The organism is Agromyces laixinhei, from assembly GCF_006337065.1.
Lineage (GTDB): Bacteria > Actinomycetota > Actinomycetes > Actinomycetales > Microbacteriaceae > Agromyces > Agromyces laixinhei.
In genome coordinates, this window is the sequence record NZ_CP040872.1 from 3,361,588 (window position 1) to 3,386,369 (window position 24,782).

The window sequence follows — 24,782 nt, forward strand, 5'->3', positions numbered from 1 at the left end:
TCGAGAACATGTCGGGCGGCAACCACAACCCGTGACACATGGCGGTGAAGTCATGGCACGGGGCATCCGCTCGCTCTAGGCTGATGGGGTGACCGAGAAGCCGCGCCTGTCCGCCCGTATCGCCGCCATCGCCGAGTCTGCGACCCTCAAGGTCGATGCGAAGGCGAAGGCCCTCCAGGCCGAGGGGCGCCCGGTCATCTCGTACGCGGCGGGCGAGCCCGACTTCGCCACGCCCGAGTACATCGTCGAGGCGGCGCTCGCGGCGACGCACGACCCGAAGAACTACCGCTACACCCCGGCGGCGGGCCTTCCCGATCTGCGCGAGGCCGTCGCCGCGAAGACGCTTCGCGACTCGGGCCTCGAGGTCTCGCCCGGTCAGGTCGTCGTGACCAACGGTGGCAAGCAGGCGGTCTACCAGGCGTTCCAGGCGCTCCTCGACCCGGGCGACGAGGTGCTCGTGCCTGCGCCGTACTGGACCACCTACCCCGAGGCGATCAAGCTCGCCGGCGGTCGCCAGGTCGACGTGTTCGCGGGCGCCGACCAGGGCTACCTCGTCACGGTCGAACAGCTCGAGGCCGCCCGCACCGACCGCACGAAGGTGCTGCTCTTCGTCTCACCGTCGAACCCGACGGGCGCGGTGTACTCACCCGAGCAGACCCGTGCGATCGGCGAGTGGGCGCTCGAGCACGGCCTCTGGGTCGTCTCCGACGAGATCTACCAGAACCTGACGTACGGGCCGATCGACGGCGATGCGGATGCCCCTGCGCCGCGCGCCGCCTCCATCGTCGAAGCCGTGCCCGAGCTCGCCAACCAGACGATCCTCGTCAACGGCGTCGCGAAGACCTATGCGATGACCGGCTGGCGGCTCGGCTGGATGGTGGGGCCCGCCGACATCATCAAGGGCGCCGCGAACCTGCAGTCGCATCTCTCGTCGAACGTGTCGAACATCTCGCAGCGCGCGGCGATCGCAGCGCTGAACGGCCCCCAAGACGCCGTGGAGGAGATGCGCCGGGCCTTCGACCGTCGCCGCCGCACGATCGTCGCCGAGCTCTCGAAGATCGACGGGCTCACGGTGCCGGTGCCCGAGGGAGCGTTCTACGTCTACCCCGACGTCACGGGCCTGCTCGGCCGAACCTGGGGCGGGGTCACGCCCACGACCTCGCTCGAACTCGCCGACCTGATCCTCGACCAGGCCGAGGTGGCTGCGGTGCCCGGCGAGGCATTCGGCCCCTCGGGCTACCTGCGTCTCAGCTACGCGCTCGGCGACGCCCCGCTGCTCGAGGGTGTGCAGCGCCTGCAGCGACTCTTCGCGTAGTCCGGCCCGGCCTCACGGGTTCGCGAGCGCGGTGCGCGCCTCGACCGCCAGTTCGTCGGCGACGGCGGTCAGCAGAGCCGAGCGCAGGTTCCACTGCTGCCAGAAGAGCGGCACGTCGATCGGCGTGCCGCCGATGCGCACGAGGGCGCCGCGTTCGAGCTCGTCGGCCGCCTGGATCCCGGGCAGCATGCCCCAGCCGAGCCCGAGCTTGACCGCCGACGCGAAATCGCTCGACGCCGGCACGAAGTGCCGCGGCGGCCCGTCGGGGTCGACGCCGCATGCCGACAGGTGTGCGCGTTGCAGGTCGTCGCGTCGGTCGAAATCGACGAGCGGCGCCTCGGCGAGCGCAGCGTGCGCAGCGTGCGCAGCGGCATGTGACATGAGGCTCCAGCGCTCCGCGAACGCGGGCGTGGCCACGGCCTCGTAGCGCATCACGCCGAGGGGGCGCACGAGGCATCCGGCCACCGGGGCGGACTGCGAGGTCACCGCACCCAGCACCGTGCCCGACTCGAGCAGCCCCGCGGTGAAGTCCTGATCGTCGCGGTGCAGGTCGAACACGACGGAGCGGCGCTCCCCCACGCGGGCCAGCGCCGGAAGGAACCACGTCGCGAGCGAGTCGGCATTGACCGCGAGGGCGAGCGAGATCGGCCGAGCGGATGCCTCGTCGAGCCCGAACTCGGCGAGGGCGTCGTGTTCGAGCAGCGCGACCTGGCGCGCGAGTCGCACGATGGGTGCACCGGCCTCGGTGGCCCGGGCCGGCTTCGAGCGCACGACGAGCACGCGCCCGAGCTGCTGCTCGAGTGCCTTGACGCGCTGGGAGACCGCCGACGGCGTGATGCGCAACCGCCGTGCCGCCGCGTCGAAGGTGCCCTCGTCGATGACGACGGCGAGGGTGCGGGCGAGGTCGAACGGAATCTCCATCTGAAGCCATGCTAATGCCAATGAAGAATCTTGAGCTGGCATGAAGCCACCGCGCCGCCTACGGTCATTCTCGTGCCCCTCTCCTCCGCGCTCGCCGGCTTCGGCCTCGGCCTCTCGCTCATCGTCGCGATCGGCGCGCAGAACGTCTTCGTGATGCGCCAGGGCATCCGGCGCGAGCACGTCTTCGCGGTGACGGCCATCTGCGCGCTGAGCGACCTCGCGCTGATCATGGTCGGCGTCTCGGGCGTCGGCGTCGTGCTCGCGGCCGTGCCGTGGCTCGTCGACGTCATCCGGTGGGCGGGTGCGGCGTTCCTCGTCGCGTACGGAGTGCTCGCCGCGCGCCGCGCGCTTCGCCCGAACGGGCAGGCACTCGACGCGACCGCGCCGGAGCCCCGGCACGGCACCGACTCGGGCGCGACGACGACGCTCACCCGGCGGCACACCGGCACCGGGCTCGCGGCTGCGGTGCTGACCTGCCTCGCCCTCACCTGGCTGAACCCGCACGTCTACCTCGACACGGTGTTCCTGCTCGGCTCGGTCGCCAACACGCACGGAGACGGCCGCTGGGCCTTCGCCGCGGGAGCCGGTGTCGCGAGCCTCGTCTGGTTCTTCGGCCTCGCCTACGGCGCGCGGCTGCTCGGCGGCGTGCTCGCGAGCCCGCGCGCATGGCGGGTGCTCGATGCGGTCATCGCGGTCGTCATGGTCGGGCTCGGCGTCATGCTCGTGCTGCCGCGCTGACTCGAGGGGCCGGCCCCCCACCGACCCTCGCCCCACCGACGCTCGCCCCACCGACGCTCGCCCCACCGACCCTCGCCCCACCGACCCTCGCCCCACCGACCCTCGCCCCACCGGCTCTCGCCCAGCGACTCCCGCCCAGCGACGCTCGCGGGCCGACCATCACCCGCAGACTCTCCTGTTGATGCACGGGACGCATCAACAGGAGAGTCTGCGCATCCCCCGACCGGTGGATGGTCGAAATCGGTCCGTCGGGGGCTGCCGGCCGCGGCCGCCGCGCGGCATGCTCGGAGCATGGACAACACACACACGGATGCCGCGGTGCGGATCCGCGGGCTCCGCAAGGTCTACGGCGAGGTGACCGCCGTCGACGATCTCGATCTCGACATCGCCCACGGCGAGACGTTCGCCCTGCTCGGCCCGAACGGCGCCGGCAAGTCGACCACGGTCGAGATCCTCGAGGGCTACCGCCTCCGAACCTCGGGCGAGGTGAGCGTGCTCGGCGTCGACCCGGCGCGCGGCGGTCTCGACTGGAAGTCGCGCATCGGCATCGTGCTGCAGACGAGCGGCGAGACCGGGCTCCTCACCGTCACCGAGCTGCTGCGGCACTTCGCCTCCCTCTACCCGCACCCGCGCGACATCGACGAGGTCATCGCCGCGGTCGGGCTCGAGGCGAAGGCGAAGACCCGCATCGCCAAACTCTCGGGCGGCCAGCAGCGCCGCGTCGACGTCGCGCTCGGCATCGTCGGGCGGCCCGAACTGCTCTTCCTCGACGAACCGACGACGGGCTTCGACCCCGAGGCGCGGCGGCAGTTCTGGGGGCTCATCCGCTCGCTGAAGGCCGAGGGCACGACGATCCTGCTCACCACGCACTACCTCGACGAGGCCGCACAGCTCGCCGATCGCGCCGGCGTCATCGCCGGCGGGCGGCTCGTCGACCTCGGCTCGATCGACGAGATCGGCGGCGCGGCCGCGCGCACTCCCCTCGTGCGCTGGCGGGATGCCACAGGAGCCACGCACGAAGTGCGCACCGACGAGCCGGGGCTGCGCGTGGCATCCGTCGTCGCCGAACTCGGCCGCGAACCCGACGGCCTCGAAGTGATCCGGCCGACGCTCGAAGACATCTACCTGGGGCTCGTGCAGAGCGTGGAGCCCGAGACGACTGAAGAGGAGACGCTCGCATGAGCACCAACCTGATGACCCAGGGCACGTCGCGCATCGGCGTCGAGACGAAGACCTACTTCCGAGCCGCCGACACGCTCTTCTTCACCTTCCTCTTCCCGTTCGTGATGCTCGCGATCTTCTCGGCCGCGTTCAGCGCGCAGGGCGAGATCGGCCCCCCTGGGGCTGAGATCTCGATCGCGGCCCTGTACCTGCCGGCGATGATCTCTGCCGGCATCTTCCTGTCGGGCGTGCAGAACCTCGCCGTCGATATCGCCCTGGAGAAGTCGAACGGCACGCTGAAGCGGTTGGGCGGCACGCCCCTCTCACCCGTCGGGTACTTCGCCGGAAAGATCGGCCAGGTCTTCGTCACCGGCACGCTGCAGGCCGGGCTGCTGATCCTCGCCGGCTGGCTCGTGCTCGGCATCGCGCTGCCGACCGAGCCCGAGAAATGGCTCACCTTCGCGTGGGTGTTCGTGCTCGGCCTCACGACGTGCGCCCTGCTCGGCATCGCCCTCTCGGCGCTGCCTCGCTCGGGCAAGAGCGCCGCCGCGGTCGTGATCCCGATCGGACTGATCCTGCAGTTCATCTCGGGCGTGTACCTGCAGTGGAACATGCTGCCCGAATGGCTGCAGAACTTCGCGAGCCTGTTCCCCCTCAAGTGGATCGCCCAGGGTATGCGCTCCGTGTTCCTGCCTGAGGGCTGGGAGGCGCTCGAGCAGAACGGCTCGTGGAACCTCGCAGGTGTCGCGATCGCGCTCGGCATCTGGCTCGTCGTCGGCTTCGTGCTGTCGCGCCTCACCTTCCGGTGGATCCGGCGCGACGCGTGACCCACGTGCGAAACTCGCAGCATGCTGAACAGACGATGGTGGGATGTCGCGGCGATCGCCGTGGCATCCGTCATCGTGGCCTTCACCCTGTTCGACCCGCCGCCCTACGGACCGAACGACTGGGGCGTCTGGGCGACGACGGCCGCGTTCCTCGTCTTCTACTTCGCCTACGCGCGCACCCGACTCGGAGCCGATCGCCTCGCACCCCACATCGTCGTCTCGATCGCGTTCGCCGTGCTCGTGGGCGTCGGTGCCGCGTTCGAACCGTCGTTCGCGATCGTGCAGGTGTTCGTCTACCCGTTCATCTGGACGACCGCTCCCTCGATCCGCAGCGCGATCGTGTCGAACCTGCTCATCGCCACTGCGCTCGCGTCGGGGTACGTCGTGCATTTCGGCGCCGCCGGCGTCATCGCGGGGCTCATCAGCGCGGCGATCTCGGGCGGCTTCAGCATCGCCCTCGGGCTCTGGATCACGCGCATCGCCAGTTACGGCGAAGAGCGGGGCCGCCTGCTCGACGAACTGCAGTCGGCCCAGGGCCAGCTCGCCGCGATGCACCGCGACGCAGGAGTGACCGATGAGCGGGCGCGGCTCGCGCGCGAGATCCACGACACGATCGCGCAGAGCCTCACCGGGCTCGTCATGGTGGCCCAGCGCACGGGCACACGGCTCGAGGGCGTCGCCGGCGAGGCCGCGGCATCCGCTCGCGCCGACGTCGAGCTCATGGAGCAGATGGCGCGTGAGGCACTCACCGAGGCCCGCGGCCTCGTCGCCTCGCTCGCGCCGGTCGAGCCTGGGGCCGGGCTCGGCGACGCGCTCGCCCGGCTCGCGGCGAGCTTCGAGCGTGAGACCGGCGTCGTCGTGACGGTGTCGGCGAGCGCGACCGGTCTCAGCCGCGAGCACGAGGTCGTGCTGCTGCGTTCGGCGCAGGAGGGGCTCGCGAACGTGCGCAAGCACGCCGGGGCCCGCCATTCCGCCGTGACCGTGGAGTCCGTCGACGGCGAGGTCGTGCTCACGGTCTCCGACGACGGCGTCGGGCCGGGGGCTGCGGCGCCCGGCACCTCGGGATTCGGGCTCGCCGGCATACGAGATCGCTCCGCCCTCGTCGGCGGCTCGTTCGCGATCGAAGCAGGCGACGACGGCGGCACGGTGCTGCGCGTCGGCATTCCCCGAGCGGATGCCGGCCCGGCCCCGACCGACCCCGCACAGGAAGGCCGCACATGAGCATCCGCATCGTCGTCGCCGACGACCACCCGATCGTGCGCGCCGGCATCGTGGGCCTGCTCGAGTCCGAGCAGGGTCTCGAGGTCGTCGGCGAGGCCGCCGACGGCGCCGACGCGGTGGCGGTCGCGGCATCCGAACGCCCCGACCTCGTGCTCATGGACCTTCGGATGCCGCAACTCGACGGCGCCGCCGCGACCGCGCGCATTCTCGCCGAGGTGCCGGGCACCCGCGTGCTCGTGCTCACGACGTACGAGACCGACGACCACATCCTCGCCGCGATCGAGGCCGGTGCGAGCGGGTACCTGCTGAAGGCGGCACCGCAGGCCGAGATCGTCGCGGGCATTCGGGCCGTCGCCGCGGGCGAGACCGTGCTCGCTCCGACGATCGCCGCCAAGCTCGTCTCCCGGGTGCGGGCCGGCACGGCGGCTGCGGCATCCGCTTCGCCGACGCTCTCGCCACGCGAGGTGCAGGTGCTGCGGCTCGTCGCCGATGGGCGTTCGAATCCCGAGATCGCGCGCGAGCTCTTCATCGGCGAGGCGACCGTGAAGACGCACCTGCTGCACGTCTTCGAGAAGCTCGAGGTCGGCGACCGAACCCGCGCGGTGACCCGGGCGATGGAGCTCGGACTGCTCTGAGTTCGTCTCGACCGGCGGCTGCGGGAATCGACTGAGCGACGCACCCCCAAACCGGGGGTCAGAGGGCAAATTCAGAGCAAATCGTCAGTTTCGAGGCACCGAATCTGCGGAATCGGTTGCGCATCCTCGAACGGGGGGACTCTGAACTGTTGAGAAATCCTCGCCGCGAGTGCTTGACTGCCCCCGACATCACCCACAGTCGGGCACGACGCGTCGGTATTCGCAGTCGGCTCGACGCATTCGGCCGAACTCGACGGCCGGGGCAGGAACCCGAGATGCGCGCTCAACGACGACCCGCAAACCACAAGGCTCTCGACGAGGGGCCGCGCCACGCATCGCAAGTGCCGCGGCGCGAACGGGTCCAGCGGCGATTGCGGGTGCTCGTGACCGCTGTCGCGGCCACAGCTCTGCTCTTCGCCGGAGCACCGACGATCGCACTCGCCCAGGTCGACAACGGAATCTCGAATGCCGGGATCGTCTCGGCCGGCGAGGGCGACGGCACGCTCGCCACCGATCCGCCCGCCGCGACGGAACCGCCGGCCACAACGGAGCCGCCCGCCGAAACGGAGCCGCCCGCGAAGACGGAACCCCCGGCCACGACCGAGCCGCCCGCCGAGACCGAACCGCCCGCGAAGACCGAACCCCCGGCCACGACCGAGCCGCCCGCCGAGCAGAAGCAGACCGAGACTCCCCCGCCGACGGAGAGCCTCGTCGCGCCGCTGGCCGTCGACCCGAACGGCCCACCTGTCCCGAACGGCGCGAAGTTCGTCGTGAAGAAAGGTGGATTCAGGAACGCCGACGGGACTGTCTCGGGTCTCGCGGGGGCCACGTTCGCACTCTTCCAGGCGGCGAATACGAACACGAACACGAACGATCGTTGGAACACGACCGGGCCGGCGATCGATACGTGTGTGACCGATGCGAACGGCCTGTGCGGTCTGCTCACGGCTGCGCTCCCTTCGGGCGGGTCGAACACCCAGCGCACGTTCATCGTGCTCGAGCAGTCGGCTCCGGCCGGCGGCGACTGGACCGCAGTCACCTCGTGGGGCAACGGAATCCCGCAGGAGTACAAGTTCAAATTCGTTAACGTGAACCGCGACGGCACTCCGGCGAACCGCACCTACTACGCCCCCAACACGAGTACGAACAACACCAACCAGAACCGCACGTGGCCCGACGTCTACAAGAACCCCGATCTTCCCCCGCAGTGCGGGCTCGACATCGCCCTCGTGATGGACGTCTCCGGCTCGATCGGGAACAACATCCAGACGTACCGAGACGCGGCCAAGAACTTCGTTGACGCGCTCGCCGGCACCCCGTCGCAGATGGCACTGTTCACCTTCGCGAGCCAGTCGCCGGCGGCGAACACCAGCGGCACGAACAACGCGAACGTGCCGTTGCAGTCGTTGAACCCCGCCAACGGCGCTGGGCGCACGTTGCTCGACACACGGATTCAGGGCTTCGCCATTCCTGGGCAGAACGTGTTCTACACGAACTGGGATGCCGCCTTCCGTAACGTGATGTCGACCGGTGACGACTACGACGCCGTGCTGTTCCTGACCGACGGAGACCCGACCACCTACGGCAACGGATCAGTCACGGATACCGACTTCATGCTCCGCAACGTCGAGGAGGCCATCCACTCCGCCAACGGGGTGAAAGCCGACGAGACGCACGTCATGGCCATCGGCATCGGCGGTAGCGTCGCTACGCCTGGCGGCCAGCACCGACTCGCTCAGATCTCAGGGCCCGACGACTACTACACGACCGACTTCGACGAACTGGGCGACCTCCTTCGAGGAATCGCCGAAGAGGCATGCGCCGGAAACCTCATCGTGGCGAAGCAGTTCGTCGACTCCAATGGCGTCATAACTGAGGACGCCGTCGAGAACTGGTCCTTCACGTCGGGGGGCGAAACAAAGCAGACGAACGCCACCGGCGCTGTGAGCTTCCCGATCGACTTCGCCGGAAACCCGAACGCGCAGGCCGTGAGCGTGGTCGAGGAGGATCGCGCGGGATACTCGCTGCGCCCACAGAACGGGAACAACGCCAACTGTATGGTGCAATCCGGCCCAGGCACGGTGACCGGATACACCGACGTGGGGCAGCCGCTCGGCTTCACCGTCAATGTGGCGCCGAACCAGACGATCCTGTGCGTGGTCCAGAACACCCCATCGGCGGCGACGGTCGAGGTCGACAAGAAGTGGGTCGTCAACGGGCAAGCGTATGACCTCAACGTGATGCCGCCAGGTGTCTCCACAGGCCTCACGCTGGATCCTGCCCCGAAGAACCCGCCGGCGCAGTTCGGCGAGGTGCACACCGGCTACACCGCTGGTGGCGATGTGACAGTCGGCGAATCGACGGTACAGAAGCCGGCAGGCTGCGGCCCGGTGACGGCGGCCTTCTCGAAGGTCGCGGGCGGTGCGACGATCGACTCGACCACAGGTGAGGTCACCGGCCTCACGGCCGGCGCGAACGGATTCCTCATCACGAACACGATGACCTGTGAGGCGAACCTGACGCTGAGCAAGACCGCGGCGGGCGTTCCCACCGGCGTGGCGTGGTCGTTCGACTTCACACTCACCCCGGGCATCGGCGGCGCCGATCCGACGCCGTTCACCGTGAACGGCAGCGGCCCGTCGACCGTGCCCTTCCCCGTGGGCGCACTCACCCCCGGGCAGGCGTACACGCTCGCTGAAGCCGACGAGCCGGGCTGGGCCGAGGGCACGATCACGTGCCAGCCCGGGAACACGATCGGCGGATTCACCGCTCAACTGGGTGTCGATGTCACATGTTCGGTGACGAACACGGCTGCCGCCCCGAGCCTGAAGCTGTCGAAGACGGTGACGGGTGTCGCTGACGGCTACGGGTGGTCGTTCACGTTCGTGGTCGACCCGGCGAGCGGTCCGCCGACGCAGCACATCGTCGCCGGCACAGGCCCCGGCACTGCGAACCTCGACGTTGCCGGCATCGTGATCGGCGAAACCTACACGGTCACCGAGCTCCCCAAGGAGGGCTGGACCGAAGGCGCCGTGACCTGTGCGCCGCCAGGCACGAACAATACCTTCACCGCCGCTCCCGGCGTCGCGGTCACTTGCTCCGCCACCAACACCGCAGACCCTGCTGATCTCTCGCTGACGAAGTCGGCGACCGGCATCGCCGACGGCACCCAGTGGTCGTTCGAGTTCACCCTGACCGGCCCGGGCGGTTCGGCACAGAACGTGACGAACTCCGACCCCACGGTGACCTGGAACGGTCTGACGCCAGGTGCGGCCTACACCCTCGTCGAGACCGACAAGCCGGGCTGGGTCGAGGGCACGATCGAGTGCAACATCCCTGATGCGCAGCCCGGCACGCCCGGGTTCCAGTTCACGGCGCTGCCCGGCATGTCGCTCGACTGCACCGCGTCGAACTCCGCGAACCAGCCCGGTCTGACGCTCTCGAAGACCGTCACCGGGGTGCCCGACGACTACGCATGGAGCTTCGAGTTCACGGTCGACCCGGAAGTCGGCGGCGAAGACGAGTTCATGGTCCAAGGCGTCGGCAACACCACCGTGCCGGTGCCGGCCGGCGCGCTCGTGCCCGGAACCGTCTACACCGTGACCGAGACCGGCCAAGACGGTTGGACCGAGGGATCGGTCATCTGCACCCCGGGCGGCAACGGCAACAACTTCACCGCGCAGCCCGGCGTCGATGTCACGTGCGCGGTCACGAACACGGCGGATGCCCCGAAGTTCACGCTCTCGAAGACCGTCGAGGGAGTGCCCGACGACTACCCGTGGGCGTTCCACTTCACCGTCAGCCCTGAGATCGACGGTGAGAGCGACTTCGTGGTCGACGGCAGCGGCCCCGGCACCGTGAACCTGCCGGTTGTCGGCGCGGTGATCGGTGAGACCTACACGGTCACCGAGGTCGACCAACCCGGCTGGACCGAGGGACCGGTGACCTGTGTGCCGGGTACCGCCAACACCTTCGAAGCCGCACCGGGTTCCGACGTGACGTGCTCGGCGACCAACACCGTCGACCCGGCGAGCGTGAAGCTGACGAAGTCCGCGACCGGAATCGCCGACGGCACTCCGTGGTCGTTCGAGTTCACCCTGACCGGCCCGGGAGGTTCAGCGAAGAACGTGACCGACGCCGCACCGTCTGCGACGTGGTCGAACCTCACGCTGGGTGAGTTGTACACGCTGACCGAGACGGATGCCGATGGCTGGACCGAGGGCACGATCGTGTGCACCGGCCTCGACGACGGCAACGATAACCTGCCCGGATTCCAGTTCACGGCCACGCCGGGTCTCGCGCTCGACTGCACGGCGACGAACGCGGCCGATCAGCCCGACCTCACCTTGAAGAAGACCGCGAGCGGCGTGGCCGTCGGCGTCGACTGGACCTTCGTCTTCACCGTCGACCCCTCGATCGGTGGCGCGTCGCAATTCGAGGTGAGCGGCACCGGCCCGGCAACGAATGAGGCCGAGGTCGTCGGCCTCGTGCCGGGCACCGAGTACACCGTGACCGAGGACCCCCAAGACGGTTGGACCGAAGGCGAGGTGAGCTGCGAGCCGGGCGACGGCAACACCTTCACGGCCGCTCCCGGCGTCGACGTGGTCTGCTCCGTCACGAACCGCGCGACTCCGCCGGTCATCACGCACGACAAGACCGTCGTCTCGTCGACCGCGCAGCCCGACGGCACGTGGGATGTCGTCTACTCGGTCGTCGTGACGAACCCGAGTGCGATCGCAGCGGGCGACTACGACCTCAGCGACGCACTCCAGATTCCTGCGAGCGTGACGCCGAGCGACCAGAGCGCCCAGTGGCGGGTGCTGCCGGCCGGAGCTCTCAACCCGATCGCCGGCTGGACCGGCGCCGCGCCGAACACCACCCTGGCGACCGATCGCGCGATCGATCCATCCGCCCAGCATGAATACCTGCTTGCGGTGACCTACACGATCGCCGACGGCACCTCGTTCGCACCGGGCGGCCCGCTCGACTGCGACGCGACCTCCGCGAACCGGGCGTTCCTGAACAAGGCCACGCTGAACAGCGAGACCGACAGGTACGCCTGTGCCGAACCTGCGAAGCCGACCTTCTCGAAGGTGGCCGACGGGGCGACCCCGGTCGTCGGCAACGACGGGCAATGGGATGTCTCGTACCAGCTGACGGTGAGCAACCCGTCGAGTTCGCAGCTCTACTACGACCTGAACGATACGCCGGTCATGCCGCCGAACGTCACGCTCGTCTCGGGCCCGACGATCACCGCGTGGTCAACGCCGCCGGGCGAGACGGCGCTGCCGATCGAAAACATGGCGATCGCCCCGAACTCCGCACATGAGTTCACCGTGACGGTGCGCGTCGAGGTCTCTCCGGCCGCGACATCCGGCGACCTCACCTGTGACGGCGAACCCGGATCGGGCATCGTCAACGGCGCCGTCGTGACCTCGAGTGGTCAGACGATCCCCGATGAGGACTGCGTGAGCATTCCCCTGCCGAACATCAAGCACACCAAGACCGTGTCGAGTGTGAGCCAGAACCCCGACGGCACCTGGAACATCGAGTACACGATCACGGTGAATGACCCGGGCACCGTGCCCGGTCTGTACACGCTTCGTGACGCGACCGCGTTCGGCCCCGGCATCACCTACGACCCGGCCGACGCGAGCGTGACCGGCCCGGGCGACGTGAATGCGAACTGGAACGGCACGACCGACACACTCATCGTCGAGAACAACCCCATGGAACCGCCCTTGACGCACTACTTCACCGTGACGATCGAGAACATCTCGGTCGCCGAGGGCGTCATCGGCACGTCGCCTGCCGGCACCTGCCCGGCACCGGGCAGTGACGACGACCGCGCGTTCAACAACGTGGCGGGCCTGCTCGCGGGTGGCGTGACGACGAACGCCACGGCGTGCGAGTTCCCGACCATCCCGACACCCACGAAGTCGGGAGCGACCTCGCAGCAGCAGCCCGACAGCACGTGGAACGTGAGCTACACGATCACGGTCGACAACAGCGACGGCAAGGCGGGCTACTACGCGCTGACCGACGCGCCGCTGTGGGATGACGCGACGGTCACGATCAACTCCTGGACGGTGACGAGCGACCAGCTCGATCCCGACATCAGCGGGCCGTTCACCGACGGCGTGATCGTGCCGACGAGTGCCCAGATGCCGATCGCTGCGGGCGCGACGCACACTTACGCGGTCGTGTTCAACGTGAGCCTGCCCGGTGTGGTGCCACCCTCGGTGAAGGAGTGCGCGACCGACTTCGCACCCGGCAAGGGCTTCGTCAACGAGGTGCAGCTCTTCAGCGGCAACGACACGCGCGACGACCGCGACTGCGTTCCGATGACGGATGCCGGTGTGCCGACCGTCGTGAAGGGCGATCCCGAGACCACCCAGGGCGCCGACGGAGTCTGGACCATGAAGTACACCGTCACGGTCACGGGCAACCCGACGTACGTGACGAAGTACTCGCTCAGCGACGACCTGCAGTTCGGCGGCGCGATCGACATTCAGACGGCCGCATGGAAGCGCACGGCACCGCCGGGAGCATCGGGATCGTGGACCGACGGACAGTTCGGCACCCCGCAGACGCTCGCCACCGATCGCACGATCGACGCCGGAGCGGTGGAGACGTACGTCGTCACCGTGACGGCGCTCGTCGACCCCGCCGCGTTCGACGACCCGTCGACGAACACGTGCCAGCCGAGCGACCAGACGCCGAACGTCGGCTTCCTGAACGCGGCGACGCTGACCTCGAGCGGCATGCCGCAGACCGACACGGGCTGTGCCACTCCGGCCGAGCCGGACTTCACCAAGGTCGCGAACCAGGCGCTCACGAAGGTGGGCGACAACTGGAAGGTCACGTACACGCTGACCGCCGAGAACACGCACCCGACCCAGTCGCTCGTGTACGACCTGACCGACACGCCCGCCTTCTCGAGCGGCGTCACCGTCGTCAGCCGCACGGTGACGAGCGCGGATGCCCCGGTGAACCCCGCCTGGAACACGCTGCCGCCGACGACCCCCGTCGTGGCGAGCGACGTGGTGCTGCCGGGCGGCGACACTGACGTGTTCACGGTCGAGGTGGTCTTCTCGGTGAACGTCACCGAGGACACGAGCACCTTCAACTGCTCGGCCGAAGGAGGCGGTGATGGCCTCTTCAACACGGCCACGCTGATCTCCGGCGGCGACTACCCCGGCGACGACTGCGTCGACATCCCCGTCAAGGTCATCGTCGACAAGTACTGGGTGATCAACGGCGGTGAGCCGATCCCCGAGGGTCAGCAGCCGGAAGGCCTCGTGGCCGAACTCGAACTCACCCCGTTGCCCGACGGCAGCGCGCCCGAATGGGGCGAGGCCGAAGACGGGTATGAGGCCGGCGGCCACGTCGACATCGGCGAATCGCTGCAGGTGACCATCGACGGTTGCGAGTTCGCGCGCTCTGCCGGCCTCGGCGAGCACGCGCTGCCCGCATCGGTCAATGAGTTCGACGTGACCAACTACGTCGACTGCGCCCAGACGCTGAACCTCGAGAAGGTCGTGCACAACAACCACGGCGGCAACGGTGAAGCAGTCGACTGGACCCTCACCGCGACCGCGGAGGGTGCCGACGACCCGACCGTCAGCGGTGAAGGCACGGCGACGGGTGACGTGGACCTCGATGTGACGTACACCCTCGACGAGACCAGCACCGTCTGGAACAGCGACCAGTACAAGGTCGCCGCGACGTGGAGCTGCACCAGCCCGCAGGGCGAGGATGCGTTCACGCTCAACGCGCCGGGGGGCAAGACCGCCGAGCTCACGATCGACGAGCTCGGTGCGACCGTGGACTGCGAGATCGTGAACGAGGACATCGCGCCGACGCTCACGCTCGAGAAGTTCGTGGAGCCCGAGAACGTGCTGGCCGATCCCGAGGATTGGAACCTCTTCGCGACCGATCCCGAAGCCGAGCGCGTCGTCGAGGGCCTCGGCGGTGCGACCGGTGAGATCGAGGCCGGTGTCGTCTACACCCTCGGCGAGGAGGCAGCACCCGACTTCCCCTACGCCGAGCTGTTCTCGACGATCGGGTGGTACTGCTCCGTCGATGACGGGCCGAGCGAGGCGTCGAGCTTCGTGAACGCCGGACCGGGCGACGACGTCTACTGCTCCATCACGAACACGGCGATCCCCGTCGACCCGCTGGTCACGAAGACGCTCACGTCGATCGAGCAGGCGCCCGACGGCACATGGGATCTGGAGTACCGCGTGACGGTGCAGAACCCGAGCGAGGTTCTCCCGATCGAGTACGACCTCGACGACACGCTGTACTTCGGTGAAGGCATCGTCGTCAACGATGCCGCAGCGTCCGGCCCCGGAAACGACGACGACGCCTGGAACGGCGAGACCGAAACCGACCTCGCCATCGACCAGGTGGTCGTGCCCGAGAGCACCGACGTCTACACGATCGCCGTCAACGCGACGGTGACGGCGACGGCGTGGTCGGAAGACGGCGTCTCGTGCGACGAGAACTGGTTCACCGACGGCGGCTTCCGCAACACGGCGACGCTCTCGTGGGGCAGCGACGGCGACGTCACGGTGCTGGCCGACGGAAGCGGTTCCACCTCGGCGAGCGTCTGTGCCGAGCCGGGTCGTGCCGACGTCGTCAAGACGAGCCTCGGCACGGCGACGAAGAACAGTGACGGCACGTACACCGTGTCGTACGAGATCGTCGTCAGCAACCCGAGCGAGCACGATCTGTACTACGACCTGCGCGACGACCCGTGGTTCGCGCCGGGCACCTCGATCGTGAACCAGTCGGCGACGTTCAACGGAACGCCGATCGGCGGTTGGACGTCGGCCCAGCCGCTCGCCGAAGATCGTGTGATCGACGCGGCCGACGGGTCGCCCACGCAGCATGTCTACGTGGTGACCTTCAGGGTCGACGTCAGGAACGCGACGAACGGCATGCTCGCGAAGTGCGCGCACCCCGGCACGGGGCTGTACAACACGGCGGTGCTCGTGAACGGCACGCTCGACTCCACCTCGAGCGCGTGCGAGCCGTTCACGCCGATCGTGAAGCCGACGCCGCCGGCGCCCTCGAGCATCGCCTCGACCGGCTTCGGCAACGGTTCGCTCATCTGGATCGTCGCCGGGCTCCTCGGCATCGGGGCGCTCCTGCTGCTCCTGGCCCGGCGCCGCAGGGCCAGGTAGGGGGCGCGGCCCACACGACGAAGCTCCCCTCCGCGACATCCGAAAGATGCCTCGGCGGGGAGCTTCGTCGTGGGGCTCAGCTGACCTTGCGGCGGTAGATGACGATCGCCCAGGCGTAGGCCACCCCGAGGATTCCGACGAGCCAGGCGAGGGCGATCCAGATGTCGCTGCCGACCGGTTCGCCGGCGAACAGCGCGCGCATGCTGTTCACGATCGAGGTCGCAGGCTGGTTCTCGGCGAACCAGGCGACCGGCGCCGGCATCGTGTCGGTCGGCACGAACGCCGAGCTGATGAACGGCAGGAAGATCAGCGGGTAGCTGAACGCGCTCGCGCCGTCGACCGTCTTCGCCGAGAGCCCGGCGATCACGGCGAGCCAGGTCAGCGCGAGGGTGAACAGCGTCAGGATGCCGGCGACGGCGAGCCAGGCGCCGACGGATGCCCCGGTGCGGAACCCCATGATCAGTGCGACGCCGATCACGATGGCGATCGAGACCAGGTTCGAGACGAGGGAGGTGAGCACGTGTGCCCAGAGCACGCTCGACCTCGCGACCGGCATCGACTGGAATCGCTCGAAGATGCCGCCCTGCAGGTCGAGGAAGAGCCGGTAGGCGGTGTAGGCCACACCCGATGCGATCGTGATGAGCAGGATGCCGGGGAGCATGTAGTCGATGTACGACTCGCTGGATCCGGTGTTGATCGCGCCGCCCAGCACGTAGGTGAACAGCAGCATCATCGCGATCGGCATGACCGCGGTGGTGATGATCGTGTCGGGGCTGCGCAGGATGTGGGTCAGAGATCGGCCGGTGAGCGCTCGGGTGTCGGCCAGAACGTGGGTGGTCATGATGCCTCTTTCAGTTCGTCGCCGGTCTGCCCGACGACGGCGAGGAAGACCTCTTCGAGCGTCGGCTGCTTCTCGACGTATTCGACCGTCGCGGCCGGAAGGAGTTGCTTGAGTTCGGCGAGGGTGCCGTTCTGGATGATGGTGCCCTCGTGCAGGATCGCGATGCGATCGGCGAGCTGTTCGGCCTCGTCGAGGTACTGGGTGGTGAGCAGCACGGTCGTGCCGAGGTCAGCGAGCCTCCTGATGGTCTGCCACACCTCGATGCGCGCCTGCGGGTCGAGGCCGGTCGTCGGCTCGTCGAGGAAGATGACCGGCGGCTTGCCGATCAGGCTCATCGCGATGTCGAGCCGGCGGCGCATGCCGCCCGAGTAGGTCGCCGCCTTGCGGCCCCCGGCCTCGGTGAGCGAGAAGCCCGCGAGCAGCTCGTCGGCGATGCCGCCCGGGTTCTTCAGGTGGCGCAGCTTCGCGATGAGCACGAGGTTCTCGCGCCCGGTGAGCACTTCATCGACGGCGGCGAACTGGCCGGTCAGGCTGATCGACTCCCGCACCTCGCCGGGTTCGGCGGCGACGTCGAGGCCGGCGACCGTCGCCGTGCCCGCGTCGGCCTTCGCGAGCGTCGAGAGGATGCGGACGAGCGTCGTCTTGCCCGCGCCGTTCGAGCCGAGCAGGGCGAAGATGCTGCCCGGCGCGACCTCGAAGTCGACGCCCCGGAGCACATGCAGGTCGTCGAACGACTTCTCGATGCCCTGCACGCGGATCGCCGGCTCGCGGCTATGGGTGGATGTTGCTGTCGTGGAGTTCATTGGTGTCGATCCCTTCGTATTCGTGGTGCCCGAGCTCAGCGGGCACGCGTGATGTCGATGTCGCCCGACCGGGTGCGGGCGCGCACGGCCACGTTCCGGCCGTTCGCGTCGGGAGCGGCGTCGCCGTCGAGCTCGTTGTGTACGCGCCCGTCTTTCGAGGCCAGGTCGAGCCAGGCTGGCACGCCCGGCCGGATACCGACGTCGATCTGGCCGAAGCCGCTCTCGACCTCGATCGAGCCGCTCGAGACCTCGCGGAGTCTGATGGCGCCGTATGCGGTCTTGGCCGCCACGGAGCCCTGCGCCGTCGTGATCTCGAGGTCGCCGTAGGAGAGCCTGGCGTCGAGGTCGCCCGCGGACTCCCCGACCGTGACGGCGCCGTACGACGCCTTGAGCGTCGCGTCTCCGCCGACCGACCCGATGCGGATCTGTCCGTGGTCGGTCGTGACCTCGACGTCGCCCTCGGCCGCGCCGAGGTTCACGCTGCCGTGGCCGGCCCGCACCCACAGGTCGCCCGTGGTCTCGAGGTCGACCGCACCGGTCGATGACTTGATGCGGGTGGCCCCGAGGCGGCCGACCGCGTGCACCGCGCCGACGGCGATCTCGGCGGTGAGGCGCGACTCGGCCGGCAGTTCGACCAGCACGTCGACCGAGTCGGTCGGGCCGGGTCCGATCCAGCTGAGCCTCGGTCGCGGGCCGATGACGGTGACTCGCTTGCCGTCGAAGTCGACCTTCGTCTCGTCGACACCGCGGTGGTCGATCGCACTCGCCCGGTTGCTCGGCGAGACGGTCACGACGGTGTCGGCGCGGTCGCCGGCGACGACGTCGATGCGGCCGACCTGCAGATTGATCGCGAGGTCGATCGGGTTCGGGGTGGAGTAGGTGGGCATGCTGGCGCCTCCCTTTCTGGGTGGGGTTCTGATCGGTCTGGTTGCTGCGCGGTGGTCTGGTGTGTTGCCGGCTATCGCGCCCAGCCGGCGAAGTCGTTGCCGGTGCGCAGCGAGCGCTGCGCGGATCGTCGTTGCTTGGGTTGGAGGGCCGCCGCGACGGCGCGGACGAGCCAGGTGTTGACCGACAGCCCGTCGGCCGCCGCCGCCTCGTCGACCCTCGCCTTGAGGGCATCCGGCAGGCGGAGTGTGGTGCGTGACGTGCTCGCGTCATCGAAGTCGGCCGGAGCGGCCGGCCGCTCGTCGGTGTCGGACTCCGATGCCGACTGGGTCACGACGAACTCGACCTCTCGGCCGCGAAGCCGCAGGTCGACCGAGCCGGGGGCGAGCTCACGCGTGATCTCACCTGCGGCGGCCGACAGTGCGTCGAGCAGCACGAGCCGGGTCGCAGCGTCGAGTCCGCCGGCGATGCGCTCGGCCACGGCGCGGGCTTCGTCGGTGCTGTTCTCTGCTGCGTCGACGAGCTGCCGCTGCAGTTCGGTCACGTACTGTCCGAGTTCCATGACACCATGGTGACACCACTGTGACGTCGTGTCAAGCGATCTGACACCATTTTGGTGTCGTGGCGGGCGGTCCATTCCAGCGACTCTGGCGTTGATGCTGCTGACGCATCAGCATGCGAGTCATGGGCGGGGGCTGAGGTGCCGCGCTCCAGTCACAGCAGACGACGCGCGTTCGCCCATACCGTGAGCTCGTGCCGGCTCGAGAGCTGGAGCTTGCGAAGCGAGAGCGCGAGAAAGCGCGTTGCGGGCACGGATGCCGCGGCGCGCCGGATCACTTCGGCGGCGGGCACGGCAGAGCCGGTGCTACAACTCGACACCCACGAGCACGGGCTCGGGCCGCAGCACGATGCCGAACTCGGCCTGCACCCGGCTCTGCACGTACCTCGCGAGCGACGCGATCTCGTCGGCCGTCGCGCCGCCGCGGTTCGTGAGCGCGAGCGTGTGCTTCGACGAGATCGCCGCACGCGAGCCCGGCAGTGCGAACCCGCGACGGATGCCCGAGCGCTCGATGAGCCACGCGGCCGAGAGCTTCACGAGCGGCTCGGCGTCGACGTCTCCGAGCACTGAGACGTCATCGCCGAACGCCTCGACTTCGGCCTGATGCGCGAGGAACGCATCGAGCGGCGACTCCGACGCGAGCGAGGCGAGCGGCGTCACCTCGTCGGGCGCCTCCGGCGCGACGTACCAGCGGGGCGCCGCGGCGGGCAGCGAGCGGGCGACGTGCTCGCCCACGATCGGGTTCGTGAAGAACGATCCGGCGCTCACCGAGTCGGCGTCGTCCGGGTCGAGCACCATTCCCTTCGAGGCACGCAGCGCGAGCACGCTCTCGCGTACCGCGGCGATGGCGACTCGGTCGCCCTGCTGCACCTCGAGCGCGTCGGCGAGCTGCCCATACGCGATCGGCTGACCGAGCGACTCGCCGAGCACCGCGCGTTCGGCCGCGGTGTCGTGCAGCTCGAGTTCGACCGTCACGACGATGCCGGCGAGGCCCTGCTTCAGCACCGAGGTGCGGTAGCCGAGCTCGAGCTCGTCGGCGGTCATGCGGCGCGGCGCTTCGGCGCCCTCGTCGAGGAACTCGATCGCGACGAGGGTCGTCGAAAGTTCCTGCCCGTAGGCGCCGATGTTCTGCACGGGCGCGGCCCCTACAGATCCCGGGATGCCCGAGAGCGCCTCGATGCCCGAATATCCGTGTTCGACGGTCCACTCGACGAGGTCGTCCCACGTCTCGCCGGCCTGCACGCGCAGTCGAACGGATGCGCCGGCGTCCGCCTGCGCGGGCAACACCTCGATGCCGCGGGTGGCGACCCGGATCACGGTGCCCGCGAAGCCCTCGTCGCCCACGAGCAGGTTCGAGCCGCCGCCGAGGGCGAGCCACGCGTCATCCGTCGCCCAGGTCTCGGTTGCGAGGTCGACGAGGTCGCGCTGAGTCGTCGCGGTGACGAGCCGGCCGATCGGGCCGCCGACCTGCAGCGTCGTGAGATCGGCGAAACGGATGTCGCTGCTCATGTCAGCCGAGCGCGACGCGCACTTGCGCCTTGCCGAGCACCGTGTCGTCGCCGACCTTGACCGTGAGGTCGATGCGGGCGACGGATGCGGCCTCGTCGAGCTGGCCGACCTTGGCGACGACCGTGACGAGCGCGCCGCCCTGCGGGTCGACGATCACGGGGCGCGTGAAGCGCACCTGGTAGTCGGCGACGCGGCCGGGGTCGCCGGCCCAGTCGACGACGGGCTGCACGGCGAGGCCCATGGTGAGCATGCCGTGCGCGAGCACGCCGGGCAGGCCGACCTCTGCTGCGACATCGTCACGGTAGTGGATGGGGTTGAAGTCACCCGAGGCGCCCGCGTACCGCACGAGCGAGTCGCGGGTGAGCGGGAACGAGCGCTCGGCGACGAGGTCGCCGACGGCGAGGGCGGAGAAGTCGGGGGCGGGCATCATTCGTCACCTCGCACGACGAGGGTGGAGACCGCCGTGACGACGTGGGCGCCGTCGGCACCCGTGATGGCCGACTCTGCCGTGACCATCGAATGCGCGCCGAGGCTCTTCACGCTCGCGACCGTGAGGGTCGCGGTGAGGAGGTCGCCGGCCACGATCGGCCGGGTCGAGGTGAAGCGCTGATCGCCGTGCACGACACGCGAGAAGTCGATGCCGGCGTCGGGATCGGCCAGCAGCTGGGCGAGCGTCTGCTCTTGCACGACCACCGCGAACGTCGGCGGCGCAACGACATCGGCGTAGCCGGCGGCACGCGCGGCACCCGGGTCGAGGTTGATCGGATTCGTCGCGAACACGGCGCGGGCGAACTCCCGCACCTTCTCACGACCGACGAGATAAGGCTCGGTAGGCGGGAAGGTCCGCCCCTGAAGCTCGGGGTTCACTGGCACCCCGCCAGTCTATGCGGGGTGCATTCCCGCCCGTCGAAGCAGGACCACGCAGCAGACTCGGGCGAGCGGCGGCATCATCGTCACGAACCAACCGAAACGACATATGCCAGTTCCCCCTCATCGGTGATGACTTCACACTCATCAATGAGGCGGAACTGGCATGTCACCAGGCGGCGTCGCCGAGGCGAAGGCGGTGCGCGCTGGCCCCGCCGCCGAGGCCGTGGTTCAGCAAGAGCGCGGAATCAGCGCTTGCATGATGAAGAAGGCGTTTCGCACCGAACGCAACCAGACCGAGCGGAATCAGCTCGCGCCGAGGATCTCGGCGGCGACCTCGCGGCCGACGCGGATCGCGCCGTCGACGTGCTGGTAGCCCTTGCCGGCCATGTCGGAGCACGAGAAGTGGATCGGCCCGACGGGGGTGCGGAGGTCTGCGCCGTAGCGCGCGAGGCCGCCCATGTCGAAGCTCGCCGCGTATGCGCCGCGGGTCCACTCCTCGGAGCCCCAGTCGCTCTCGTAGTAGACGACCGGGTTCAGCGCTTCGGGTCCGTAGTAGTGCGACAACGACTCGAGGATCTTCGCCGTGCGCTCCTCGGCCGGGATGGTGAAGACGCCGTCGGCCTCCTCGTCGGAGACGAAGCCGACGAGCGTGCCGCGCGAGTCGCCGTGGTTCGTATTGTCGTACGCCTCGTGCACGAGTTCATAGGGGCTGAACGCAGTGCCGCTGAGGCCGGCGTCGCGCCAGAACGGCGTCTCGTAGACCGCGTGCACCTTGATCACGAAGCCCATCGAGAGGTGCTGGTGCATCTGGTGCTGGCGCCGCGGCAGCGGCGGGTCGTATGAGATGCGGCTGATGAGCACGGGCGGCAACGCCAGCACGAGGTGCTTCGCGTGCACCTCGAGCGAGTCGGTCACGGCGACGACGCCCGCGCCAGGGGCATCCGGGGTCCAGCGGATGGTGCGCACCGGCTGACCGGTGCGCACCGCGTCGCCCAGGCGCTCGGCGAGCCGCAGCGGCACCTGCTGGAGACCGCCGACGACGCGCTCGTCGAGGATGAAGTCGGCGTCGACGAGGTTCGAGAACGAACCGGCGGATGCCGCCATGAGCAGCGCCTGCAGCGCCGAGAACGCATGCGCGGGCTTCGTGAGCATGGCCCCGGCGATGAACATGCCGATGTTCAGCCGCGCCTCTTCGTCGTCGGTCTGCGTCTCGAGCCAGTGCGCGAACGAGATCTCGTCGAGGTCCTTCGCCCGTGGGTGCGCCCAGGGCGCCTCGGGGTCGATCTCGGCGACGAGGGCGTCGAGCTTCTCGATCAGCCCGACGATCTCGTTCTCGGTCTTCGCCGGCACCGGGAAGATGTCGCCCTCGAAGAGCCGCCGCTCGCCGTTCGCATCGATGTAGACGTTCTCGCCGTCGCGGTAGCGGGAGTACGTCTCGAGGCCGAGGTCGCCCAGGGTCTCGATGAGGGCGTCCTGGTCGGGCGAGACCCACTGGCCGCCGATCTCGAGCATCGCGCCGTCGACGTCATCGGTCCAGAGACGACCCCCGACGCGGTCGCGTGCCTCGAGCACGACGACGGACCTGCCGGCATCCTTGAGCCTGGTGGCGGCGGTGAGACCGGATGCCCCGGCGCCGACGATGACGACGTCGCAGTCGATGCGTTCCATATCCATTCCTTCACTCTTCTCAGGAGTTTTCCGGTGTTTCCTGGCGAATCAGGTCGATTCCTCCTGAGAAGAGGCCTAGTTGAGACCGACGTTCCTGAAAACGGGTGCGGGTGGGGGTGGGGGTCAGGCCACGGGGATGAGGGTGTACTTCGTGTCGAGGTACTCGTGGATGCCCTCGAGTCCGCCCTCACGGCCGATGCCCGACTGCTTGACACCGCCGAACGGCGCCGCGGCGTTGGAGACGAGGCCCGTGTTCAGGCCCATCATGCCCGTGGCGAGGCGGTCGATCATGCGGTGGCCGCGTGCCAGGTCTTGCGTGAAGACGTACGAGACGAGGCCGTATTCGGTGTTGTTGGCGAGACGCACCGCCTCGTCTTCGGTCGAGAACGTCGTGATGCCGAGCACCGGGCCGAAGATCTCCTCCTTCAGCATGCGGCTGCCCGCCGCGACGCCCGCGAGCACGGTCGGCGCGTAGAACGTGCCGTCGCCGTCGATGCGCGTTCCGCCAGTGAGGAGGGTTGCGCCGAGGCTCACGGCATCCTGCACGAGTTCGTCGGTGGAGTCGACCGCCTTCTGGTCGATGAGCGGGCCGATGGCGATGCCGTCTTCGGTGCCGCGGCCGACGCGCATCGACTGCACGCGCTCGGCGACGCGCTTCGCGAACTCATCGGCGACCGACTCGTGCACGATGAAGCGGTTGGCCGCCGTGCACGCCTGACCGATGTTGCGGAACTTCGCGGTCATCGCGCCATCGACCGCCGCGTCGAGGTCCGCGTCGTCGAAGATGACGAACGGCGCGTTGCCGCCGAGCTCCATCGAGGTGCGGAGAATGCCCTGTGCGGCCTCCTTCATGAGGCTGCGGCCGACGTCGGTCGAACCCGTGAACGAGAGCTTGCGCAGGCGCGGGTCGGCGATGATCGGGCCCGACACCTTCGACGACGTCGACGTGGCGATGACGTTCACGACGCCGGCCGGCAGACCCGCCTCTTCGAGGAGCGCCGCGAAGGCGAGGGTCGTGAGCGGCGTGAGCGCCGGGGGCTTGATCACGACCGTGCACCCCGCGGCGAGCGCGGGAGCGATCTTGCGCGTCGCCATCGCGAGCGGAAAGTTCCACGGCGTGATGAAGAACGACGGGCCGACCGGGCGCTGCGACACGACCATGCGCCCCGTGCCCTCGGGGTTCAGCCCGTACCGGCCCGAGATGCGCACGGCCTCTTCGCTGAACCAGCGCAGGAACTCGCCGCCGTAGGCGACCTCGCCCCGGGACTCGGCGAGCGGCTTGCCCATCTCGAGGGTCATGAGCAGGGCGAAGTCCTCCTTGCGCTCCTGCAGCAGATCGAAGGCGCGGCGCAACAGCTCGGCGCGAGCGCGAGGAGCGGTCGCCGCCCACGACTCCTGCGCGGCGACGGCGGCGTCGAGCGCGCGAATGCCATCGGCGACGGATGCATCGGCGATCTCCTTGATCGTCGCACCGGTCGCGGGGTCGATCACGGCGAGCGTCCTGCCGCCCTCGGCGTCGACCCACTCGCCGCCGATGAAGAGCCCGCCGTTGATCTGGTCGAGCACGGTCGCTTCCTGTGTTGCCGTCGTCATGCGGATGATCTCCGTTCGATAATTCGTGGTGTCGTGAGCGGTTCG

18 protein-coding genes are annotated in these 24,782 nt (G+C 69.1%); 7 read left to right on the top strand and 11 right to left on the bottom strand.

Features of this window, described 5'->3' with window-relative positions:
* Positions 1 to 88 precede the first annotated feature (88 nt).
* Positions 89 to 1,315: a pyridoxal phosphate-dependent aminotransferase gene (locus FHG54_RS15865; RefSeq protein ID WP_139418134.1), complete on the top strand. Its 1,227-nt coding sequence runs from the start codon at positions 89 to 91 to the stop codon at positions 1,313 to 1,315.
* 12 nt (positions 1,316 to 1,327) lie between these two features.
* Here FHG54_RS15865 and FHG54_RS15870 read toward each other — a convergent pair whose 3' ends face one another.
* Entirely contained in the window at positions 1,328 to 2,236 is a 909-nt protein-coding gene (locus FHG54_RS15870) for a LysR family transcriptional regulator ArgP (protein ID WP_139418136.1), read from the bottom strand.
* A gap of 72 nt (positions 2,237 to 2,308) precedes the next feature.
* Here FHG54_RS15870 and FHG54_RS15875 point away from each other — a divergent pair, with 72 nt between their 5' ends.
* From FHG54_RS15875 to FHG54_RS15905, 6 genes are all read left to right on the top strand, one after another.
* On the top strand, positions 2,309 to 2,974 hold the full coding sequence (locus FHG54_RS15875) for a LysE/ArgO family amino acid transporter (RefSeq protein WP_420837419.1): 666 nt from the start codon (positions 2,309 to 2,311) through the stop codon (positions 2,972 to 2,974).
* Between the two features lie 291 nt (positions 2,975 to 3,265).
* Positions 3,266 to 4,156, top strand: coding sequence for an ABC transporter ATP-binding protein (locus tag FHG54_RS15885; protein WP_139418139.1), 891 nt, complete (start codon positions 3,266 to 3,268; stop codon positions 4,154 to 4,156).
* A complete protein-coding gene (locus tag FHG54_RS15890; protein WP_232333649.1) occupies positions 4,153 to 4,962 on the top strand; it encodes an ABC transporter permease in 810 nt (269 codons plus the stop codon). The genes FHG54_RS15885 and FHG54_RS15890 overlap by 4 nt, the downstream gene beginning before the upstream one ends.
* A gap of 21 nt (positions 4,963 to 4,983) precedes the next feature.
* The gene (locus tag FHG54_RS15895; RefSeq protein WP_139418141.1) at positions 4,984 to 6,183 is read left to right on the top strand and encodes a sensor histidine kinase; all 1,200 of its coding nucleotides are present in this window, start codon (positions 4,984 to 4,986) and stop codon (positions 6,181 to 6,183) included.
* Positions 6,180 to 6,818: a response regulator gene (locus FHG54_RS15900; protein ID WP_139418142.1), complete on the top strand. Its 639-nt coding sequence runs from the start codon at positions 6,180 to 6,182 to the stop codon at positions 6,816 to 6,818. The genes FHG54_RS15895 and FHG54_RS15900 overlap by 4 nt, the downstream gene beginning before the upstream one ends.
* Before the next feature lie 116 nt (positions 6,819 to 6,934).
* Positions 6,935 to 16,009, top strand: a complete 9,075-nt coding sequence (locus FHG54_RS15905; RefSeq protein ID WP_139418144.1) for a vWA domain-containing protein — start codon at positions 6,935 to 6,937, stop codon at positions 16,007 to 16,009.
* A 76-nt stretch (positions 16,010 to 16,085) separates the two neighbouring features.
* Here FHG54_RS15905 and FHG54_RS15910 read toward each other — a convergent pair whose 3' ends face one another.
* The 10 genes from FHG54_RS15910 to FHG54_RS15955 form a co-directional block, all read right to left on the bottom strand.
* The gene (locus tag FHG54_RS15910) at positions 16,086 to 16,850 is read right to left on the bottom strand and encodes an ABC transporter permease (RefSeq protein ID WP_139418146.1); all 765 of its coding nucleotides are present in this window, start codon (positions 16,848 to 16,850) and stop codon (positions 16,086 to 16,088) included.
* A complete protein-coding gene (locus FHG54_RS15915) occupies positions 16,847 to 17,653 on the bottom strand; it encodes an ABC transporter ATP-binding protein (RefSeq protein WP_139418147.1) in 807 nt (268 codons plus the stop codon). Before FHG54_RS15915 ends, FHG54_RS15910 begins: the two co-directional genes overlap by 4 nt.
* 35 nt (positions 17,654 to 17,688) lie before the next feature.
* Complete coding sequence (locus FHG54_RS15920) at positions 17,689 to 18,540, bottom strand: DUF4097 family beta strand repeat-containing protein (RefSeq protein ID WP_139418149.1); 852 nt, start codon at positions 18,538 to 18,540, stop codon at positions 17,689 to 17,691.
* 71 nt (positions 18,541 to 18,611) lie between these two features.
* Complete coding sequence (locus FHG54_RS15925) at positions 18,612 to 19,100, bottom strand: type II toxin-antitoxin system HicB family antitoxin (protein ID WP_139418151.1); 489 nt, start codon at positions 19,098 to 19,100, stop codon at positions 18,612 to 18,614.
* 152 nt (positions 19,101 to 19,252) lie between these two features.
* Positions 19,253 to 19,390: a hypothetical protein gene (locus FHG54_RS16440; RefSeq protein WP_168197037.1), complete on the bottom strand. Its 138-nt coding sequence runs from the start codon at positions 19,388 to 19,390 to the stop codon at positions 19,253 to 19,255.
* Between the two features lie 13 nt (positions 19,391 to 19,403).
* Positions 19,404 to 20,606 (bottom strand): UDP-N-acetylmuramate dehydrogenase, encoded by a 1,203-nt coding sequence (locus tag FHG54_RS15935; protein WP_139418153.1) that lies wholly within the window; start codon positions 20,604 to 20,606, stop codon positions 19,404 to 19,406.
* A 1-nt stretch (position 20,607) separates the two neighbouring features.
* Entirely contained in the window at positions 20,608 to 21,033 is a 426-nt protein-coding gene (locus tag FHG54_RS15940; protein ID WP_139418154.1) for a MaoC family dehydratase, read from the bottom strand.
* Positions 21,033 to 21,479, bottom strand: a complete 447-nt coding sequence (locus FHG54_RS15945) for an FAS1-like dehydratase domain-containing protein (protein WP_139418156.1) — start codon at positions 21,477 to 21,479, stop codon at positions 21,033 to 21,035. Before FHG54_RS15945 ends, FHG54_RS15940 begins: the two co-directional genes overlap by 1 nt.
* A gap of 300 nt (positions 21,480 to 21,779) precedes the next feature.
* On the bottom strand, positions 21,780 to 23,144 hold the full coding sequence (locus tag FHG54_RS15950) for a flavin monoamine oxidase family protein (RefSeq protein ID WP_139418158.1): 1,365 nt from the start codon (positions 23,142 to 23,144) through the stop codon (positions 21,780 to 21,782).
* A gap of 123 nt (positions 23,145 to 23,267) precedes the next feature.
* Positions 23,268 to 24,737: an NAD-dependent succinate-semialdehyde dehydrogenase gene (locus FHG54_RS15955; RefSeq protein WP_139418159.1), complete on the bottom strand. Its 1,470-nt coding sequence runs from the start codon at positions 24,735 to 24,737 to the stop codon at positions 23,268 to 23,270.
* Positions 24,738 to 24,782 lie beyond the last annotated feature (45 nt).

Coding starts and splice junctions, on each gene's coding strand:
- FHG54_RS15950 (WP_139418158.1), bottom strand. CDS start 23,144: ATGGAACGCATCGACTGCGACGTCGTCATCGTCGGCGCCGGGGCATCC.
- FHG54_RS15900 (WP_139418142.1), top strand. CDS start 6,180: ATGAGCATCCGCATCGTCGTCGCCGACGACCACCCGATCGTGCGCGCC.
- FHG54_RS15915 (WP_139418147.1), bottom strand. CDS start 17,653: ATGAACTCCACGACAGCAACATCCACCCATAGCCGCGAGCCGGCGATC.
- FHG54_RS15955 (WP_139418159.1), bottom strand. CDS start 24,737: ATGACGACGGCAACACAGGAAGCGACCGTGCTCGACCAGATCAACGGC.
- FHG54_RS15870 (WP_139418136.1), bottom strand. CDS start 2,236: ATGGAGATTCCGTTCGACCTCGCCCGCACCCTCGCCGTCGTCATCGAC.
- FHG54_RS15920 (WP_139418149.1), bottom strand. CDS start 18,540: ATGCCCACCTACTCCACCCCGAACCCGATCGACCTCGCGATCAATCTG.
- FHG54_RS15935 (WP_139418153.1), bottom strand. CDS start 20,606: ATGAGCAGCGACATCCGTTTCGCCGATCTCACGACGCTGCAGGTCGGC.
- FHG54_RS15895 (WP_139418141.1), top strand. CDS start 4,984: ATGCTGAACAGACGATGGTGGGATGTCGCGGCGATCGCCGTGGCATCC.
- FHG54_RS15885 (WP_139418139.1), top strand. CDS start 3,266: ATGGACAACACACACACGGATGCCGCGGTGCGGATCCGCGGGCTCCGC.
- FHG54_RS15910 (WP_139418146.1), bottom strand. CDS start 16,850: ATGACCACCCACGTTCTGGCCGACACCCGAGCGCTCACCGGCCGATCT.
- FHG54_RS15940 (WP_139418154.1), bottom strand. CDS start 21,033: ATGCCCGCCCCCGACTTCTCCGCCCTCGCCGTCGGCGACCTCGTCGCC.
- FHG54_RS15890 (WP_232333649.1), top strand. CDS start 4,153: ATGAGCACCAACCTGATGACCCAGGGCACGTCGCGCATCGGCGTCGAG.
- FHG54_RS15925 (WP_139418151.1), bottom strand. CDS start 19,100: ATGGAACTCGGACAGTACGTGACCGAACTGCAGCGGCAGCTCGTCGAC.